13 protein-coding genes are annotated in these 18,216 nt (G+C 43.2%); 6 read left to right on the top strand and 7 right to left on the bottom strand.

The genetic code is table 11. The features are described from left to right. Nucleotides 1-48: 48 nt before the first annotated feature. Nucleotides 49-3,480 (top strand): isoleucine--tRNA ligase, encoded by a 3,432-nt coding sequence (gene ileS / locus G509_RS0101265; RefSeq protein WP_026989869.1) that lies wholly within the window; start codon nucleotides 49-51, stop codon nucleotides 3,478-3,480. 7 nt (nucleotides 3,481-3,487) lie between these two features. Further along, nucleotides 3,488-3,871 carry a TraR/DksA family transcriptional regulator gene (locus G509_RS0101260; protein WP_026989868.1) on the top strand — a complete coding sequence of 128 codons (384 nt, stop codon included), beginning with the start codon at nucleotides 3,488-3,490 and terminating at the stop codon, nucleotides 3,869-3,871. Nucleotides 3,872-4,401: 530 nt separating this feature from the next. Here G509_RS0101260 and G509_RS21240 read toward each other — a convergent pair. Then, nucleotides 4,402-5,415, bottom strand: coding sequence for a succinylglutamate desuccinylase/aspartoacylase family protein (locus G509_RS21240; protein ID WP_051199882.1), 1,014 nt, complete (start codon nucleotides 5,413-5,415; stop codon nucleotides 4,402-4,404). 105 nt (nucleotides 5,416-5,520) lie between these two features. On the opposite strand from G509_RS21240, the gene uvrC reads away from it, so the two are divergent. The 3 genes from uvrC (at nucleotide 5,521) to G509_RS22685 (ending at nucleotide 11,008) form a co-directional block, all read left to right on the top strand. After that, on the top strand, nucleotides 5,521-7,317 hold the full coding sequence (gene uvrC, locus G509_RS0101245) for an excinuclease ABC subunit UvrC (RefSeq protein ID WP_026989867.1): 1,797 nt from the start codon (nucleotides 5,521-5,523) through the stop codon (nucleotides 7,315-7,317). 3 nt (nucleotides 7,318-7,320) lie between these two features. Then, nucleotides 7,321-9,534: a patatin-like phospholipase family protein gene (locus G509_RS0101240; RefSeq protein ID WP_026989866.1), complete on the top strand. Its 2,214-nt coding sequence runs from the start codon at nucleotides 7,321-7,323 to the stop codon at nucleotides 9,532-9,534. A 103-nt stretch (nucleotides 9,535-9,637) separates the two neighbouring features. Further along, nucleotides 9,638-11,008: a Fic family protein gene (locus tag G509_RS22685; protein WP_081663220.1), complete on the top strand. Its 1,371-nt coding sequence runs from the start codon at nucleotides 9,638-9,640 to the stop codon at nucleotides 11,006-11,008. A 190-nt stretch (nucleotides 11,009-11,198) separates the two neighbouring features. Here the strand turns inward: G509_RS22685 and G509_RS0101230 are convergent, their stop codons facing one another. The 4 genes from G509_RS0101230 to G509_RS23240 form a co-directional block, all read right to left on the bottom strand. Beyond that, nucleotides 11,199-12,623, bottom strand: coding sequence for an MATE family efflux transporter (locus tag G509_RS0101230; RefSeq protein ID WP_026989864.1), 1,425 nt, complete (start codon nucleotides 12,621-12,623; stop codon nucleotides 11,199-11,201). Between the two features lie 169 nt (nucleotides 12,624-12,792). After that, nucleotides 12,793-13,998 carry an ABC transporter permease gene (locus G509_RS0101225; protein WP_026989863.1) on the bottom strand — a complete coding sequence of 402 codons (1,206 nt, stop codon included), beginning with the start codon at nucleotides 13,996-13,998 and terminating at the stop codon, nucleotides 12,793-12,795. Between the two features lie 4 nt (nucleotides 13,999-14,002). Beyond that, nucleotides 14,003-14,395, bottom strand: a complete 393-nt coding sequence (gene rbfA, locus G509_RS0101220) for a 30S ribosome-binding factor RbfA (RefSeq protein ID WP_026989862.1) — start codon at nucleotides 14,393-14,395, stop codon at nucleotides 14,003-14,005. Nucleotides 14,396-14,619: 224 nt separating this feature from the next. Next, nucleotides 14,620-14,766: a hypothetical protein gene (locus G509_RS23240; protein WP_154657758.1), complete on the bottom strand. Its 147-nt coding sequence runs from the start codon at nucleotides 14,764-14,766 to the stop codon at nucleotides 14,620-14,622. A gap of 267 nt (nucleotides 14,767-15,033) precedes the next feature. Between G509_RS23240 and mce the strand changes: the two genes are divergently transcribed. Further along, nucleotides 15,034-15,444, top strand: coding sequence for a methylmalonyl-CoA epimerase (gene mce, locus G509_RS0101210; protein WP_026989860.1), 411 nt, complete (start codon nucleotides 15,034-15,036; stop codon nucleotides 15,442-15,444). Between the two features lie 88 nt (nucleotides 15,445-15,532). Here the strand turns inward: mce and thiL are convergent, their stop codons facing one another. Together thiL and dusB are read right to left on the bottom strand one after the other, a co-directional pair. Further along, nucleotides 15,533-16,591 carry a thiamine-phosphate kinase gene (gene thiL, locus G509_RS0101205; protein WP_026989859.1) on the bottom strand — a complete coding sequence of 353 codons (1,059 nt, stop codon included), beginning with the start codon at nucleotides 16,589-16,591 and terminating at the stop codon, nucleotides 15,533-15,535. Nucleotides 16,592-16,708: 117 nt separating this feature from the next. After that, nucleotides 16,709-17,701: a tRNA dihydrouridine synthase DusB gene (dusB, locus tag G509_RS0101200; protein ID WP_026989858.1), complete on the bottom strand. Its 993-nt coding sequence runs from the start codon at nucleotides 17,699-17,701 to the stop codon at nucleotides 16,709-16,711. Between the last annotated feature and the right edge of the window lie 515 nt (nucleotides 17,702-18,216).

Below are 18,216 nucleotides of genomic sequence, written 5' to 3'. Positions count from 1 at the left end.
TAAAAAAAATCATTACTTTCGCAAATTGATTTTTACAAGCTATAAAAAATGAGCACTAAGTTTACTGAATACAAGGGGCTTGACCTGCCAACGGTAGCAAGCGAAGTCCTTGATTTCTGGAAGAAAGAATCTATATTCGAAAAAAGCGTAACCACCCGCCAGGGCAAGCCGCAATATGTATTTTACGAGGGCCCGCCATCGGCAAACGGCCTGCCGGGCATTCACCACGTTATGGCCCGCGCTATTAAAGATATTTTTTGCCGTTACCAAACGCAAAAAGGCTACCAGGTTAAACGTAAAGCCGGTTGGGATACCCACGGCCTGCCTGTAGAGCTGGGTACCGAGAAAGAACTGGGCATTACTAAAGAAGACATAGGCAAAACCATTACGGTAGAAGAGTATAACGAGGCATGCAAACGCACCGTTATGCGCTACACCGATGTGTGGAACGACCTTACCGAAAAAATGGGCTATTGGGTAGATATGGAAGACCCGTATATTACCTACAAGCCTAAATACATGGAAACCGTTTGGTGGCTGCTTAAACAAATTTATGATAAAGGCCTGCTTTACAAAGGCTACACCATACAGCCGTATTCGCCAAAAGCGGGTACCGGGTTAAGCTCTCACGAGGTTAACCAGCCGGGCGCTTACCGCGATGTTACTGATACTACCATTGTGGCGCAGTTTAAAACCGTGCCCAATACGCTGCCCGAATTTTTACAGGGCTTTGGTGAGGTAGACATCATGGCATGGACCACCACACCTTGGACACTTCCATCAAATACGGCATTAACCGTTGGCCCACACATAGACTATGTTTTAGTGCAGACTTTTAATCAGTACACCTATCAGCCTATTAATGTAATACTGGCTAAAAACCTTGTAGGTAAGCAATTTGGCAAAGGCTATTTTGCAAGTACTGAGGATGCTGATTTTACAAACTTTAAAGATGGCGATAAGAACATTCCGTTCAAGATTATAACCGAAGCTAAAGGTAAAGACCTGCTTGGCATTCGCTACGAGCAGTTATTGCCGTATGTACTGCCCTACCAAAATGCAGAAAATGCCTTTAGGGTAATTGCCGGCGACTTTGTTACTACAGAGGATGGTACCGGTATTGTGCACACCGCCCCTACTTTTGGTGCCGATGATGCCAAGGTAGCCAAAGAGGCCAAACCCGAAGTACCGCCAATGCTGGTGCTCGACGATTATGGCAATCCTGTTCCATTGGTAGACCTTCAGGGTAAATTTACAAGCCATGTAGGCAGCCTGGACAACCCTAACGGCAAGCCTTTAGAACTGGCAGGCAAATATGTTAAGAACGAATATTATGATGCCGGTACAGCGCCGGAGCGTTCATCTGACGTAGAAATTTCTATCTACCTTAAAGAAAACAACAAGGCTTTTAAAGTCGAAAAATACGTACACAGTTACCCACACAGCTGGAGAACAGACGAACCACTTTTATACTACCCGTTAGACAGCTGGTTTATAAAGGTTACCGATGTTAAAGACCGCATGTTCGACCTCAACGATACCATTAACTGGAAGCCAAAGGCTACCGGAGAGGGCCGTTTTGGCAACTGGCTTAAAAACGCTAACGACTGGAACCTTAGCCGCTCGCGCTACTGGGGTATCCCGCTGCCTATCTGGAGAACTGAAGATAAAACCGAAGAGGTACTTATTGGCAGTGTAGAAGAGCTGTACAACGCCATAGAAAAATCGGTTGCAGCCGGTACAATGGAGGCCAACCCGTTTGCAGGCTTTGAGCCGGGCAACATGAGCGAAGACAACTACAGCCTTATCGACCTGCATAAAAACGTGGTAGATAAAATTGTACTGCTATCGCCATCAGGCAAACCTATGACCCGCGAAACCGACCTTATTGATGTTTGGTTTGATAGCGGTGCCATGCCGTATGCGCAATGGCACTACCCTTTTGAGAATAAAGAACTTATTGATAACAGCGAAGCCTTTCCGGCCGATTTTATTGCCGAGGGCGTAGACCAGACCCGTGGTTGGTTTTACACGCTGCACGCTATTGCTACCCTTGTGTTTGATAAGGTAGCTTATAAAAATGTGGTAAGTAACGGACTTGTGTTAGACAAGGCCGGACAAAAAATGAGCAAGAGGCTGGGCAATGCGGTAGACCCGTTTAGCACCCTTGCCGAGTATGGCCCCGATGCTACCCGTTGGTACATGATTAGCAATGCCAACCCGTGGGATAACCTTAAATTTGATATTGAGGGTGTTGCAGAGGTGCGCCGTAAATTCTTTGGTACACTATATAATACGTACTCGTTTTTTGCGCTTTACGCCAATATTGACAACTTTACGTATGCCGAGCCTGAAATTCCGCTTAACGAGCGCCCCGAGATAGACCGTTGGATATTATCAGAACTTAATACGCTTATAAAAGATGTAGACACGTTCTATTCCGAATACGAGCCTACAAGGGCTGCAAGGGCAATATCAGATTTTGTTCAGGAAAACCTGAGCAATTGGTACGTGCGCCTGTGCCGCCGCCGTTTCTGGAAAGGCGAGTATGCGCAGGATAAAATTGCCGCTTACCAAACCCTGTACACCTGCCTGGTTACAGTGGCTAAACTTAGTGCGCCAATAGCACCATTTTTTATGGACAGGTTGTACAAAGATTTAACACAGGCTTCACAGTCGGAAAAATATGACAGCGTACATTTGGCCGAGTTTCCGGGGTATGCTGATAACTTTGTTGATAAATCGCTTGAGAGCCGCATGCAGAAGGCACAAACCATATCATCATTAGTGCTATCTTTACGTAAGAAAGAGATGATAAAAGTGCGCCAGCCACTGCAAAAGGTAATGATACCCGTGCTTGACGCAAAACAGAAGGCAGAGATAGAGGCGGTTGCAGAGCTTATTAAGGCCGAGGTTAACGTTAAAGAAATAGAGCTTTTAGACGATGCCAGCGGTGTATTGGTTAAGCAGATTAAGCCTAACTTTAAAGCACTTGGCCCACGTTTTGGCAAGGATATGAATCTGGTTTCCAACGAGATAAAAACCCTAAGCCAGGAGCAGATTGCAGAGATAGACAGCAAAGGCACACTTGATATTATAGTATCAGGAAAAAGTATTACTTTAACCGCCGATGATGTAGAGATTACAAGCCAGGATATACCGGGATGGCTGGTGGCTAATGCAGGCGGTATTACCGTAGCGTTAGACATAACACTAACCGAAGACCTTAAAAAAGAAGGTATTGCCCGCGAACTGGTTAACAGGATACAGAACTTAAGGAAAGACAGTGGTTTTGAAGTAACCGACAGGATTACCGTTACCCTTACAGAAAATGCTGTTTTACAGGATGCCGTTAGTGCCAACGAGAGCTATATTAAGAGCGAAACGCTTACTGATACGCTGATTTTCAGCGCAGAAGCAATAAATGGTACAGAAATTGAGTTTGACGATATAAAAACCCTAATATTAATTTCAAAATAGATTGACAATGGTAGATGAGCAGCAAATAAGATACTCTGACGCTGACCTGGCAGAGTTCAAGGAATTAATTTCGAAGAAGATTGAGAAAGCTAAAGCCGATTTAGATCTTATAAGAAGCGCCTACATGAACGACCTTAACAATGGTACCGATGATACATCGCCCACTTTTAAAGCGTTTGAAGAAGGCAGCGAAACCATGAGTAAAGAAGCTAACTCGCAACTGGCCATCCGCCAGGAAAAGTTTATCCGAGACCTTAAAAATGCCCTTGTTCGCATAGAGAACAAAACCTACGGCATTTGCAAAGTAACGGGCAAGCTTATCAATAAAGAAAGGCTAAAACTGGTACCGCACGCAACTATGAGCATCGAAGCTAAAAACATGCAGCGATAATATAACTAAGCCGCCCTTACATGGGGCGGCTTTTTATTTTAATGCAGGCGCATAATGCGCTTACATACTTTGTTGTGCCTACTATTCTTTGGTGCAGACGCATTGCATGCGTCTCACATACTTATGTATACCGCCACCAACAATCCTAATAGATGTGGGAGACGCATTCAATGCGTCTCTACGGAAATGTTATGTTCAACCAAACCGATTAATATTGGCAGCAATCGTGTTACGCACTATTGCTCAGTAGAGACGCATTGCCATGCGTCTCATATACAGTACAAAACCTATTTATCTCAGTCATTACGGGAGACGCATAGCAATGCGTCTCTACGGGAACTGCTGTGCCTATCAATACCGGATAGACAATCGTGGCATTCCCCCTCCCTTGTAGGGGTGGCTGAAAGCCGGGGTGGTTCACTCATTAACAAGCAAACCACCCCACCATGCGGGCACCCCGCCAAAGGAGCGGAGGAATGCCAATTAATACAGGAAACGCATAGCAATGCGTCTCTACAAACCGAGCACCTTTATTCAGTAACAACCTGTAAATCCTCTTTCCTTAAATTTAAAACCTCCGGATTGTGTACCCGTAGCGATATATGAAAAATCGCATCGCCCTGATATACAATAGGCGCATCGTTAGCGTTAATAATATAACCGCTGGTGGGCGCCTTAACCTTCTGTTCAAACTTGCCAAACGGGTCGGTTATCAGGGCAATAATATCGCCTTTGTTTACAAACTTACCGGCATGGGTATGGTTCTGGAAAAGGCCGCTGTGCCGCGCACGTATCCAGGTAGAAGCCTCAATATAAATGGGTGGGGCATCGGGTTCGCGGGCATTTTTCCGGATGTTAAGCATCCCTAAATGCTGCAATATGCGCTTGGCACCATGCACCCCCTCTTGGGTAACATCATTATTTATATCTAACGATTTTCCGCCTTCAAACAATAAAATCTTTACACCAAGTTTCATGCAGGCATTCCTGAAAGAGCCCGGAATGTTCTTGGAATATAGCGTAAACGGCGCATTAAAAACGTCTGACAGTTCTTTAAGCTCGGGGTTGCCGGGCACAATGCGAATTTGCGGTGCGTTAAAACGGCTGGCGCCCCCGGCATGAAAATCAACACAATAATCGATATGCGGAATAATCTCTTTTACAATATGGTAGGCAAAACGGCTGGCCAGAGAGCCCATACGGCTACCGGGAAAAACACGGTTAAGGTCGCGCCCATCCGGAAATTCGCGGGTTTTATTCACAAATCCAAAAATATTAACCACGGGTATACAAATAATGGTTCCGCGCTTAGGTTTGTTTATTTTTCGAACAATAATCTGCCTCACAATCTCTACCCCGTTAATTTCATCGCCATGCAAACCTGCCGAAAAAAGTATTACGGGGCCGTCTATCTTAGAGCGTTCTACAATTATGGGTATCTTTAATTTGGTCATTGTATGCAGCCGCGCAATTTCCATATTAATGGTTTTGCTTTGTCCGGGCAGCACGCTTTCTCCAAGTATAGTAATATCTTTATGAGGCATAGGCATTTGTTAAAGTATAAAAATAGTAATTTGCAGTAACATTGGCGTAACAAATTGGGGTATTTAAACGTTTATAGTTAGCCATTTGTTTTTTAACTTTGTTACATGCAAACTCCGCTGGAATTACAAATACAAACACTACCCGACAGCCCGGGGGTTTACCAATATTTTGATAAAGACGAAAAGCTTCTCTACGTAGGTAAAGCCAAGAATTTAAAAAAGAGGGTAATGTCTTACTTTAACAAGGTGCACGAGGTAGGCCGCACCCGTGTAATGGTACGCAAAATTGTTACCGTTAAGCACATTGTGGTACCTACCGAAAGCGAGGCTTTGCTACTGGAAAACAACCTGATAAAAAAACTGCAGCCCCGCTATAACGTACTACTTAAAGACGATAAAACCTACCCGTGGATATGCATTAAAAAAGAACCCTTTGCACGCATATTCTCTACCCGTAACGTTATAAAAGATGGGTCTGAATACTTTGGCCCATACACCAGCTTTCGTACCGTGCACACGCTCTTAGACCTTATAAAAGAGCTGTACCCGCTGCGCACCTGCAATTACGACCTTAGTCCTGCCAACATACAAAGCGGCAAATATAAAGTATGCCTGGAGTATCATCTGGGCAACTGCAAAGGCCCCTGCGAGGGCCACGAACCGTTTGATGTGTACCAGCACCATGTAGATGCCATTCGCGAAATACTTAAGGGCAACTTTAAAGAAAGCCTTCGCGATTTTAAAAAGCTGATGATGGAACTGGCTACCGAAATGCGTTTTGAAGAGGCACAGCGCATCAAACAAAAAATAGAAGTACTGGAAAATTACCAGTCGCGCTCTACGGTTTTCAATCCAAGAATTTCCAATATCGATGTGTTTACCATTATAAGCGACGAAACCATGGCATACGTAAACTTTATCCAGGTTTCGCATGGGGCAATTATCCGTTCGCATACTATGGAGATAAAGAAAAAGCTGGACGAGCCCGATGAAGAGCTGCTGGAACTTGCCGTGGTAGAGCTGCGCGAGCGTTTTAACCTTATGAGCAAAGAGGTACTGGTGCCCTACCCTATAGACCTGGGCGAAAAAGTAAACGTTACCGTGCCCAAACTGGGCGATAAAAAACTTATACTGGACCTAAGCGAGCGCAACGCCCGTTTTTACAGGATGGACCAGCTTAAGCAGGAAAAAATTGTGGACCCGGACAGGCATACCAACCGCATTATGGCGCAAATGAAAAAAGACCTGCGCCTGCCCGAAGAGCCGCGCCACATAGAGTGTTTTGACAACTCCAACATTCAGGGTACCAATCCCGTTAGTGCCTGTGTGGTATTTAAAGACGGTAAGCCGAGTAAAAAAGACTACCGCCATTTTAACATTAAAACCGTAGAAGGCCCCAACGATTTTGCCTCGATGGAAGAGGTGGTACACCGCCGCTACAAGCGATTACTGGAAGAAAACCAGCCGCTGCCACAGCTTATTATTATAGATGGTGGCAAGGGGCAGTTATCATCGGCATTAAAAAGTTTGGATGAACTGGGACTTCGCGGAAAAATCACGATATTAGGCATAGCCAAAAGGCTTGAAGAAATTTTCTATCCGGGTGACTCGGTACCCATGTACCTGGACAAAAAAAGCGAAACGCTAAAAATTATCCAGCACTTGCGTAACGAGGCGCACCGCTTTGGTATAACCCACCATCGCGACAAGCGCAGCAAGGGTGCGCTGCAAACATCGGTAGAGGCCATACCGGGCATAGGCGAAAAAACAATGGTTACGCTGATTACCCATTTTAAATCGGTTAAACGGATGCAGGCCGCCCCAATAGAAGAAATTGCCAAAGTGGTTGGGCCATCTAAAGCAAAAAAAATTACGGAGTTCTATCAATCCAGGAATAAATAAAAAATGAAAAAGCTGCTGCTCCTGTTTATAAGCATTTTGCTCTGTGGCACCCTTGCCGCACAGGATACGCAGGCAAAACCCAAACCTAAAGTGGGTGTTGTGCTTAGCGGCGGCGGTGCAAAAGGCCTGGCGCATATTGGTGTGCTTAAGGTGCTGGAGCAGGCAGGCATAGAGGTATCTTACATTGGCGGTACCAGTATGGGCGCTATTGTGGGCGGGCTGTATGCAGCGGGCTATTCGGCTACAGAGCTGGATTCTATTTTCCGCGACCTGGACCCTGATGCGCTTTTGCGCGACTTTACGCCCCGTAGCTCCAAAAACTTTTTCGAAAAGCGTAACGACGAGGTGTATGCCCTTACCCTGCCCTTTCGTAACTTTAAAATAGGCTTTCCTACCGCACTTTCTAAAGGTTTATACAACTACACCACAGTTAACCGCTTAACAGAGCATGTGCGGCATATACGCGATTTTAACGAGCTACCTATACCCTTTGTATGCATTGCTACCGATATTGAAACCGGCCGCGAAGTAATACTAAACAAAGGCATATTGCCCGATGCTATTTTGGCAAGCGGTGCTTTCCCATCCTTATACACCCCGGTAGAGATAGATGGCCGCCTGCTTATAGATGGCGGTATTGCCAACAACTATCCTATAGAAGAGGTTAAAAAAATGGGTGCCGATATTATTATTGGCGTAGATGTGCAGGACCCGCTTAAAAACCGCGACCAAATAAAGGGTGCAACCGGTATTATCATTCAGATAAATAACTACCAGATGATCCAGAAGATGGAAGCCAAGCGCGCGGCCACCGATATTTATATTAAGCCCGATATTGCAGGCTATTCGGTTATTTCTTTTGATGATGGCAAGGCTATTATAGACAAAGGCGAAGAAGCCGGCCTAAAAATACTGGATACCCTTAGGCATCTTGGCGTTGGCCACCCTATTGTAAAAGAGCGTATTACAATACAGGATTCTGTTTGTGTAGACCTTATTAAAATTAACGAGCTTACCAACTACACCCGTTCTTATGTTATTGGTAAACTGGGCTTTAAACAAGGCAGCCGCATTAGCTACGATAAGTTTAACGAGGGTATAAGCAAGCTTAATGCCAGCCAGAACTTTACCTCTATTTCGTACTCTTTTGATGAAGGCCCCGATGGTGGCGAAGAATTAAAGCTGCGCCTTAAAGAAAATCCGGTTAACCGCTTTCTTAAATTCGGATTGCATTATGATGGGTTGTATAAAAGTGCCATACTGGTTAACGTTACCCAAAAAAACCTGTTTAAGCGCAATGATGCTGCATCGTTAGATATAATTTTAGGAGACAACTTTAGGTATAATTTTGATTATTATATAGATAACGGCTTTTACCTTAGCTACGGCCTGCACTCGCACTACTATCAGTTTAACCGTAATATTGCTGCCGATTATGCTTCAGACGGACTTAGCGATGCCTTAGACTTGCGCACTATTAACGTAGATTTTTCTGATTTTACCACCCAGGCGTATATACAAACCATTTTTGCACAGCGCTTTATGGTGGGTGTGGGCTTAGAATACAAACACCTCAAGATCAAATCGCCTACATTGCAAACAACCGATCCGGTTTTTGACGACAGCGATTATGCATCGGCATTTGGTTTCCTTACGTTCGATTCGTACGACAGTAAGTTCTTCCCTTCCGAAGGTTACCATTTTTATGGCGAGGCCAAGGGTTTTGCGTACTCATCCAATTACAATAATGAGTATGAGAATTTTACCATGATACAGGCCGAAGTGGGTACTGCCCAAAAACTATTTGTAAAAGGCTTAACCGTTAACCTGCAAACCGATCTGGGCTTATCTTTAGGATATAATGATAACTCTACCTTCGACTTTGTTTTAGGGGGTTATGGCTATTACAAAACGCACACCTTTAAGCATTTTTATGGCTACGACTTTTTGAGCCTTTCGGGCAACAGTTACATTAAAGGGCTTGCAATGCTTGATTATGAATTCCTTAAAAAGAACCACGTTAACTTTAGCGCTAATTTTGCCAATGTGGGCACCGACCTTTACGAAGACGGCCAGCTTTTCTCAATACCTAAATACAGCGGCTACGCCTTTGGCTACGGTATGGAAACCATTATTGGCCCATTAGAGCTTAAACACAGCTGGTCGCCCGAAACCGGCAAACACTACACCTGGTTTAGCCTTGGATTTTGGTTTTAATACCGTTACCGGTTTTGAGTTGCGAGTTGTTGGTTAAGCGTTTGTAGCAGGCATAATTTCAATTGATGTTTTTGTATATTTACATTGTAAAACCACAAACAGGATGGAAGAAATTATAAATGCATTAGAGCTTAAAAAACAACTGGATGCCCTGCGCCCTATAGACCGCGAGCAGGAAGCCAGGATAATGCAAAAATTTCGACTGGACTGGAACTACCATTCTAATAACCTTGAAGGCAATTCGCTTACCTATGGCGAAACCAAGGCTTTGATTATGCACGGTATTACTGCCCAGGGTAAACCGCTAAAAGACCATTTCGAAGTTACAGGGCACAACGAGGCTATTAACTGGGTTATTGATGTAGTTAAAGGCGATTATCCTTTAACCGAACATTTTATCAGGGAGCTGCACACCCTTTTATTAAAAGAATCGTATGAGGTTGATGCTATAACACCCGATGGCAAACCGACAAAAAAACGCATTGCTGTAGGCCGTTATAAATCATCGCCTAACCACGTGCAGACAAAAACCGGTGAGATATTTTATTTTGCCACACCAGAAGAAACTCCTGCAAAAATGAGCGACTTAATGGTGTGGTATAACGAAAAAATTGAAGACTCCGGCTTTAACCCTATTTTACTTGCTGCCGAATTTCATTATAAATTTATTCGCATACACCCGTTTGATGATGGTAATGGCCGTACTGCCCGTATACTCATGAATTTTATATTAATGAAGTTTGGCTACCCACCTGTTATTATTAAAACCGAAGATAAGGCCAACTACTTTGCAGCCCTTCAGCTTGCCGATGTAGGGCAACTGGAAGCCTTTGTAAATTACATAGCACAAAACCTAATACGCTCTTTAGAGATTATGATTGCCGGAGCCAAAGGCGAAAGCATTGAAGAACCGGATGATATTGATAAAGAGATTGCACTACTTGAGAAGAGGTTGAATGGGCTGGGAGATATATCATATCACAATAAAACTACTGATGATCTATATTTATTATTTGACAGTAGTATAAGGAAATTCGTTGATGCATTAATAACTGAATTTAAAAAACTAACAATTTTTTACATGAATGGTTATCCTGAATTCATTGTAAAAAAAACTGTCTATGTTGAGGTTGAACATGAAGATTATAGAAATGTAAAAAGAACTAATAAGTATTCTAGTTTCGAAGAAGTTATGCAAACAGGAATAACTGACGAATTTAACCAATTTACTATTAAATTCCACTTTAAGTACTTTAATCGAGTAGGATTTGGTGAATTTAATTTTACTTCAGAATATAATTTTATATTCTCAGAATTAGCATATTCCCTTACTATTGGAACTGTGGTATTATACCAAAAACCTTACAACGCCGAACTTACAGAATCAGATATTATTAATGCCCTAAAAAGAGAATCTAAGCGTCATACAATTTTTATCGAACAAAAAATTTCTGAAAAAGAAAAAGGTCAATAATTTAAATTCAGCTAAATCAAATTGCTACTTTAACTTGCCTCCTGATTAAAACCGGCGCAACTCATTAACTTCTATTATACTCGCGCAGAAGCACCTCAACCGCATCAACTTTAACAACATATTACCCTGTAGAGACGCATTCAATGCGTCTCTACTGCCAAACCCGCGACCCCAAACTCCTAACCATAAACTAAACCGCAATACGTTTCCACCTGCCTTTTTTAAACAGCATAAAACTTACAATACACATACCGGTTTCGGCAATGGGTATCGCCATAAATACGCCCGTTGGGCCAAGGTTAAAATGTTTTGCCAGCACATAGCCCAACGGAATCTGGAACAGCCAGAACCCAAAAAAGTTGACCCACGTTGGGGTTTTGGTATCGCCGGCGCCATTAAACGCATTGATAAGCACCATGCCAATTCCGTAAAAAATATAGCCTGCACTAAGTATGCGTATGGCCTTAACGGCAATATCGTGTACGTGCGGGTTATTGGTAAAAAACCACATAAGCGGGTCGGCGGCCAGGAGGGTTATTGCCATAATAACCGCCATATAAATAACGTTGAATTTTGCTGTAACAAGTACCGACCGTTCTGCTCTGTCTTCCTGTTTGGCTCCAAGGTTTTGCCCTACCAGCGTTGCAGCGGCATTGCTCAGTCCCCATGCCGGCAGCATAAAGAACATCATAATACGCAGGGCACTCTGGTATCCCGCCGAACCTTCATCGCCACCGGTAGTTGCCACCAGCTGCGCCAAAAATATCCAACTGCACGAAGCTATTACAAACTGCAACACACCCGGTGCGGCAATTTTTACCAATGCTTTTATTTGTACCATATCCGGAATAAAATACGACGCAGCAACCTTTAGCATACCCTTGCCGTTAAACAGGTTATACATTTGGTACAGCACACCAATGCCACGCCCAATTGTGGTTGCAATGGCTGCACCGGTTAAACCGAAAGCCGGTACAGGGCCCCAGCCATTAATTAATATGGGGCACAAAATGCAGTTACAAATGTTGGCTATCCACAAGCTTTTCATGGCTATGGCGGCGTTACCGGCCCCTCGGAATATTCCGTTAAATAAAAAGATAAGGATAATTACAAAGCTACCGCCCAGCGTTATACGGATAAACGGCGTACCATATTGCGCCGACTCTAATGATGAGCCCATGAGCACTAAAATATCGGTAGCATAAATAAAGCCCAGCACTGCAAATACAACATTAATAGCTATGGCAACCAGTATGGCCTGCATGCCCGCTTTGGCCGCAGCAACAGGGTCTTTTTCGCCCACACGGCGGGCTACCATTGCAGTAGCAGCCATGCTCATGCCTATGGCAATGGAGTAGAGTACGGTTAAGACCGATTCCGTCAAACCTACCGTTTGCACAGCAAAGCTGCTGTTTTCCAGGTGGCCCACAAAATATAGGTCGACAAGTGCAAATACCGACTCCATCATCATTTCCAGCATCATGGGTATGGCCAATAGCAGCACCGCACGGCGAATGCTACCTTTTGTAAAGTCGATGTTTTCGCCGTTAAGCGATTGTTTTAAAAGCGCAAAAAAACGCGATAAGGCACTAACGGGTTGTCCTGCTTGCGACATAATATATTGTTTGATAAAATTAATGGTAAGGAAGGCAGCCGGTTGGTACCTTGTTATGCGTTGCGAAAGGAGTTGCCCTGTTTATTGGGTGCGGACAGCAATTACTATCATATTGGCGTAGATGTATCACACAAATATAGCAGAAATTTTTAAGAAAGAAGGTTGGCTGCTAATTTTCCAATAGCGCTTCGCCCACCCTTCCGGCAGCAATGCGGGATGCTAAAATGCCCAGTGTAAAGATAGTAACCACCACAATAATAACATTTTCAAACAGCAGTGCCGCAGGATACGCCATGCTCTCGGTTATCATAAGCAACGAGAATTGCTGTTGCAGGATTACGATAATAACAGCTAATATCAGTCCGAAAAACGTTCCTAATGCGGTTATAAAAATGCCCTGGTAAAAAAAGATGCGGCGCAGGGATTTAACCTCGGCACCTAAATTATATAGCGTTTTTATGTTCTCTTTTTTGTCGAGTATCAGCATTATTAATGCCCCGGCAAGGCAAAAAAGAGTGAGCACCACCACGAGAGAGCAAAACAGGTAGGTAACTAAATTTTCTGCGTTAAGCATCTTATAAAGAGAGTCGTTTAGCTGGGCTCGGTTTTTAATGGTTAGGCTATTGTTAAAAATAGCCTCCAGTTGCTTGCGCACCTTATTTTCGTTGGCGCCGGGCACCAGCCTCATTTCTATGGCCGTGTACTGGTTGCGTTTGTACTGTAGTAAATCCTGCGCCAGGTCGATACTGCAATACACATATTGGTTGTCTACATCTTCGTTAATAGAATAAATGCCTACAACAATAAGCTCCTGCGTATTAAAACCCTCTTCGGCAGAATCTATCGTACCCTTACCGGCCTTGGGCACAAACACCTCTAAAGCACGGTTAAGGTCGAATAATCCTAACGACAGTTTATGAAAAACCCCATAGCCCGCCACCACCTGGCCGGTATACATTTTAAACCAGCGCGTGCCGCCTAAAAGTGTACTATCCATTGGGGTAACGCGGTTATACAGGGTGTCTACACCCTTTAGGTAAGCCACATGGCCTTTATCTTCGTAACTAAACATAACGCGTTCCTGAGCCACGGGGCTGTAAACGGCAATGTCTTTAATAGCTTTAAGTTGTTTTTCCTGATTGGGGGTAACCAGGAACGATTTGCCCGTTTTAGGGCCAATCTTAAGGTCGGGGTCGGTAGTGTTGGCAAACGAAAGGCTAAAATCCCTCAGTCCGCTAAAAACCGAAAGTATAATAAACAGTGCAGCCGTACTTACAAAAATACCCAAAGATGCTATGCCCGTAATTATATTAACGGCAGTGCTCTTGCTACGGCTTATGGTGTAGCGGCGGGCTATGTAAAACGGAAAGCTCAATATATTATAGTTTCTTACGCCTGTCTAAAAGCTCAGGGTTAGTAATAGGGTTGTTTTCGCCGGTAAGCTCTTTGTCCAGTTTTTCCATACGGTCTAACGTGTCATCCAGGTAAAATACTAAGTTGGGCACTTTGCGCAGTTGCAGCTTAACGCGCTGAGAAAGATCGTGCTTAATAAGCGGTGCGTTGCTTTTAACCGCGTTTAAAATTTCGCCACCCCTGTCTGTAGGGAAAACGCTAAGATATACCTTTGCAATAGAAAGGTCTGTAGTAACCACCACTTTAGATATAGAGAGTACCAGGTTGCTAACCCCATTTTTGCGCACTTCGCCCTGTAAGATATCTACAAGGTCTTTTTGCAGTAGTCCGCCTATTTTTTTTTGCCTATTTGTTTCCATCCTGCAAAAATACTCAAAATTTTAATCGTTTACGGTTTAAAGTTCGGGCTTTAAAAAGTTAACGGTGTTGTAATTAATAAAATTTTAGGGTTTGGGGTAAGCCTCGCAACCGGAGCCTCTATCTAAAGAAAGGGAAATATAGAACGGTACGGTAAAATTAGAGGAGGCATTTAATTTGATATTTATATGCTTTAAACTCTATATTTGTAATTACCACACCAGCATTAATTCATGGGCATCGTATTACTTCCAATTTTATTTTTTGCTTTAGCAATTACCATTCGCTCTGGAATAGCTGTGTATAAAGCAATCAAAAACAAAGCTATAACTATAAAACATTGCGCAAGTGCCCTTATAATAACTCTTGCCATTTATACAGCGTTGTTTTCCAGCTACTACTTTAGCAGCAACGCCTACGCCTTTAGCCCCTATTTTTTATTTACATTTTTTATGGTGTTGGCACCTTATCTAATGAGTTTGTGGCTACGCAAAGACCCTAAAGACGCAGAAATTTATAAAGGTTTTATTGTAAGTGTAGTGTTTTCGGCTGTATTTATAGTTGTATTTTACCGTTATACTTTTGGCATCATTCAGTATTTAAAGTTACCGGTACATCATTAAATTATTTCTACCTACTTATGAAAAAAATAGAACACATAGGCATTGCCGTTAACAGCCTTGCGGCTTCCAACCTTTTGTTTGAAAAGCTTTTAGGCACTCCACCTTATACAATGGAAGAGGTGTTGAGCGAAGGTGTTAAAACATCGTTTTTTATGAATGGCCCAAATAAAATTGAGCTGTTGGAAGCTACTACCGCAGATAGCCCAATTGCTAAATTTTTAGAGAAAAAGGGCGAAGGCATCCATCATATAGCATTTGATGTGGAGGATATAGTGGCCGAAATTGCCCGGCTTAAAGCCGAAGGTTTTACCGTACTTAATGAAATCCCTAAAAAAGGCGCCGATAATAAACTGGTGGCTTTTTTACACCCTAAAGGTACTAATGGGGTTTTGGTGGAGCTTTGCCAGGAAGCGCCGAAAGCCGTTTAGAATAGTTTAGGGTTTAGCGTTTAGGGTTTGGGGTTTAGAGTTGCCAATTACAACTTTAAACGCCAAACCCTAAACCCCAAACCGTCAACTACTCTTCGCTTTCGTTTTGCAGCGCGTTCCAACCCCTTGCCTTTAGCGGAATTTTGGTATTGGCACGGGTAATAAGGTGTATGCCTTCGCTTTCCTGGGTCATGTGACCGATGATGGTAAAGTTAGGGTTGCCTTTTATCTTTTCGAAGTCTTCCATTTTAATGGTAAACAACAGCTCGTAGTCTTCGCCGCCATTAATGGCAACGGTGGTAATATCTATATTAAACTCTTCGCAAACATTAATTAGCTGCGGGTCTACCGGTATTTTTTCTTCGTATAAATTACAGCCTACACCGCTTTGTTTGGCAATATGAATAATTTCTGACGATAACCCGTCAGACACATCAATCATCGCCGTAGGCTTAACATCTAATGCCTTAAGAATTTCTTTAATATCCCTGCGGGCTTCCGGCTTAAGCTGGCGCTCAATAAGGTAGCTATAGGCATCAAGGTCGGGTTGGTTTTGCGGGTTAACCTGAAACACCTGCTTTTCGCGCTCTAAAACCTTTAGGCCCATGTAAGCCGCACCTACATCGCCGGTAACAACTAACAAATCGGTACTGGTAGCGCCGTTGCGATAGGTAATAGCATCGGCATCAGCCTCGCCAATAGCAGTAATGCTCAAAATCATCCCTTTTTGAGATGATGTAGTATCGCCACCCACAATGTCTACCCCGTATATCTTGGCAGCATGCTTGATACCGTCATACAGCTCGTCTAACGCCTCTACCGGAAAACGGTTAGACACTGCTATAGAAACCGTAATTTGTGTAGGCACAGCGTTCATAGCGCAAATGTCTGACACATTTACCACCACGGCTTTGTAGCCAAGGTGCTTAAGCGGCATGTAAGCTAAGTCGAAATGTACGCCCTCTACCAGCAAATCGGTAGAAACTACCACTTTTTTGTCTTTAAAGTCTAACACAGCAGCATCATCGCCAATACCTTTAAGGGTGCCCGGGTTGCTGGTGGTTATATCGTGGGTAAGGTGTTCTATAAGCCCGAATTCGCCAAGGTTGCCAAGGCTGGTACGTTGCTGGTTTTTATCTTCTATCATAGAGTTTGTAGAGTCGTAAAGTTATAATGTCTAAAAGTTACAGAGTGGCAAAGTAGCAAAGTCCTTTAAGCCGTTCTGGATTTGAATATTTTTCAAGTTAAGTGTTGCCTGAGTTGCCTATACCGTTTGGCTATGCCCAAATTTTTCTATAACCTGGTCTAAAACTGCATATACATCTACGGCGGCATCCTGCGTTACAAGCTTCTGTCGGTATTCTTTAAAATTAGGAATACCTTTAAAGTAATTGGTATAATGGCGACGGGTTTCGAAAACACCTACGCGTTCGCCTTTCCATTCAATGGCCCATGTAAGGTGGTTGCGTGCGGCCTCTACCCTATCTTCAAGCGTTGGGGCAGCAAGATGCTCTCCGGTGGCAAGAAAATGTTTAATCTCGTTAAATATCCACGGATAGCCAATGGCTGCACGGCCAATCATAATACCATCCAGGCCGTATTTGTTTTTGTAGTCTAATGCTTTTTCGGGGCTGTCTATATCGCCATTCCCAAAAATAGGAATGTGCATACGCGGGTTGTTCTTAACGCGGGCAATCTCGGTCCAGTCGGCCTCGCCCTTATACATTTGTGCGCGGGTACGCCCGTGAACGGATAGTGCTTTTATGCCCACATCCTGCAGGCGCTCTGCCACCTCAAATATATTAATAGAGTTGTCATCCCAGCCAAGGCGGGTTTTTACCGTTACCGGGAGGTGCGTGCTGTTAACCACCGCTTTGGTAAGGCGCACCATAAGGTCGATATCTTTAAGCACGGCAGCGCCGGCACCCTTGCACACCACTTTTTTAACGGGGCAGCCAAAGTTAATATCTACCAGATCTGGGTTAACGGCCTCAACAATTTTTGCCGAAAGGGCCATAGCCTCTTCATCGCCACCAAATATCTGGATACCCACGGGGCGTTCGTAATCAAATATATCCAGCTTCTGGCGGCTTTTCATCGCATCGCGAATAAGTCCTTCGCTGCTTATAAACTCGCTATACATCAGGTCGGCGCCATGTGTTTTGCATAACCTTCTAAAAGGCGGGTCGCTTACATCTTCCATTGGGGCAAGCAATAACGGAAAATCCGGTAGCTCTATGTTGCCAATTTTAACCATCTTCTTCATTTTGTGCAAAATTACATTATTTTATAATAAGCAGCACATCTTAACTTTTAATGAAGATGCCATAGATACTATAGATGCCAATATAGTTATTACATATTGAACTATTAATTTATTAACAATAGGGCATAGTACATTTGCTATATCAAAATAAAACATATAATGATACCGCAATAGCCCTCTGCAGGTATCTAAAAAAAATATTACAATTAATTTACCCCTTTTGCTATTAAAAAACGCGTGTCCCCAACATGCGTTTTTTTGTTTATTATCAACCTATAATGATTGCTTCACTCATAAGCAACTGATTTAACAAGATTTAACATATCTATAAATCAGATTTACATGTGCATTTCATCGGTATTTTTTGCATTATTTATCTATCAAATGTAGTTTTTTAGATTTTTTTGGTTAATAAAGTGTTTATAAGTTGTTAAAATTGTAGGAAAAAACTTTATAATCAAAGATTTCAGAGTTAAAAATTAGATAAAAAAAAGCTAATTTATTTG

Source organism: Flavobacterium subsaxonicum WB 4.1-42 = DSM 21790, from assembly GCF_000422725.1.
Classification (GTDB): domain Bacteria; phylum Bacteroidota; class Bacteroidia; order Flavobacteriales; family Flavobacteriaceae; genus Flavobacterium; species Flavobacterium subsaxonicum.
The sequence above is the reverse complement of the archived record's forward strand: the minus strand, read 5'-3'. Positions and strand labels throughout refer to the sequence as shown.

Coding starts and splice junctions, on each gene's coding strand:
- ileS (WP_026989869.1), top strand. CDS start 49: ATGAGCACTAAGTTTACTGAATACAAGGGGCTTGACCTGCCAACGGTA.
- G509_RS22685 (WP_081663220.1), top strand. CDS start 9,638: ATGGAAGAAATTATAAATGCATTAGAGCTTAAAAAACAACTGGATGCC.
- G509_RS21240 (WP_051199882.1), bottom strand. CDS start 5,415: ATGCCTCATAAAGATATTACTATACTTGGAGAAAGCGTGCTGCCCGGA.
- G509_RS0101240 (WP_026989866.1), top strand. CDS start 7,321: ATGAAAAAGCTGCTGCTCCTGTTTATAAGCATTTTGCTCTGTGGCACC.
- G509_RS23240 (WP_154657758.1), bottom strand. CDS start 14,766: ATGGCAAGAGTTATTATAAGGGCACTTGCGCAATGTTTTATAGTTATA.
- uvrC (WP_026989867.1), top strand. CDS start 5,521: ATGCAAACTCCGCTGGAATTACAAATACAAACACTACCCGACAGCCCG.
- G509_RS0101260 (WP_026989868.1), top strand. CDS start 3,488: ATGGTAGATGAGCAGCAAATAAGATACTCTGACGCTGACCTGGCAGAG.
- G509_RS0101230 (WP_026989864.1), bottom strand. CDS start 12,623: ATGTCGCAAGCAGGACAACCCGTTAGTGCCTTATCGCGTTTTTTTGCG.
- rbfA (WP_026989862.1), bottom strand. CDS start 14,395: ATGGAAACAAATAGGCAAAAAAAAATAGGCGGACTACTGCAAAAAGAC.
- mce (WP_026989860.1), top strand. CDS start 15,034: ATGAAAAAAATAGAACACATAGGCATTGCCGTTAACAGCCTTGCGGCT.
- thiL (WP_026989859.1), bottom strand. CDS start 16,591: ATGATAGAAGATAAAAACCAGCAACGTACCAGCCTTGGCAACCTTGGC.
- dusB (WP_026989858.1), bottom strand. CDS start 17,701: ATGGTTAAAATTGGCAACATAGAGCTACCGGATTTTCCGTTATTGCTT.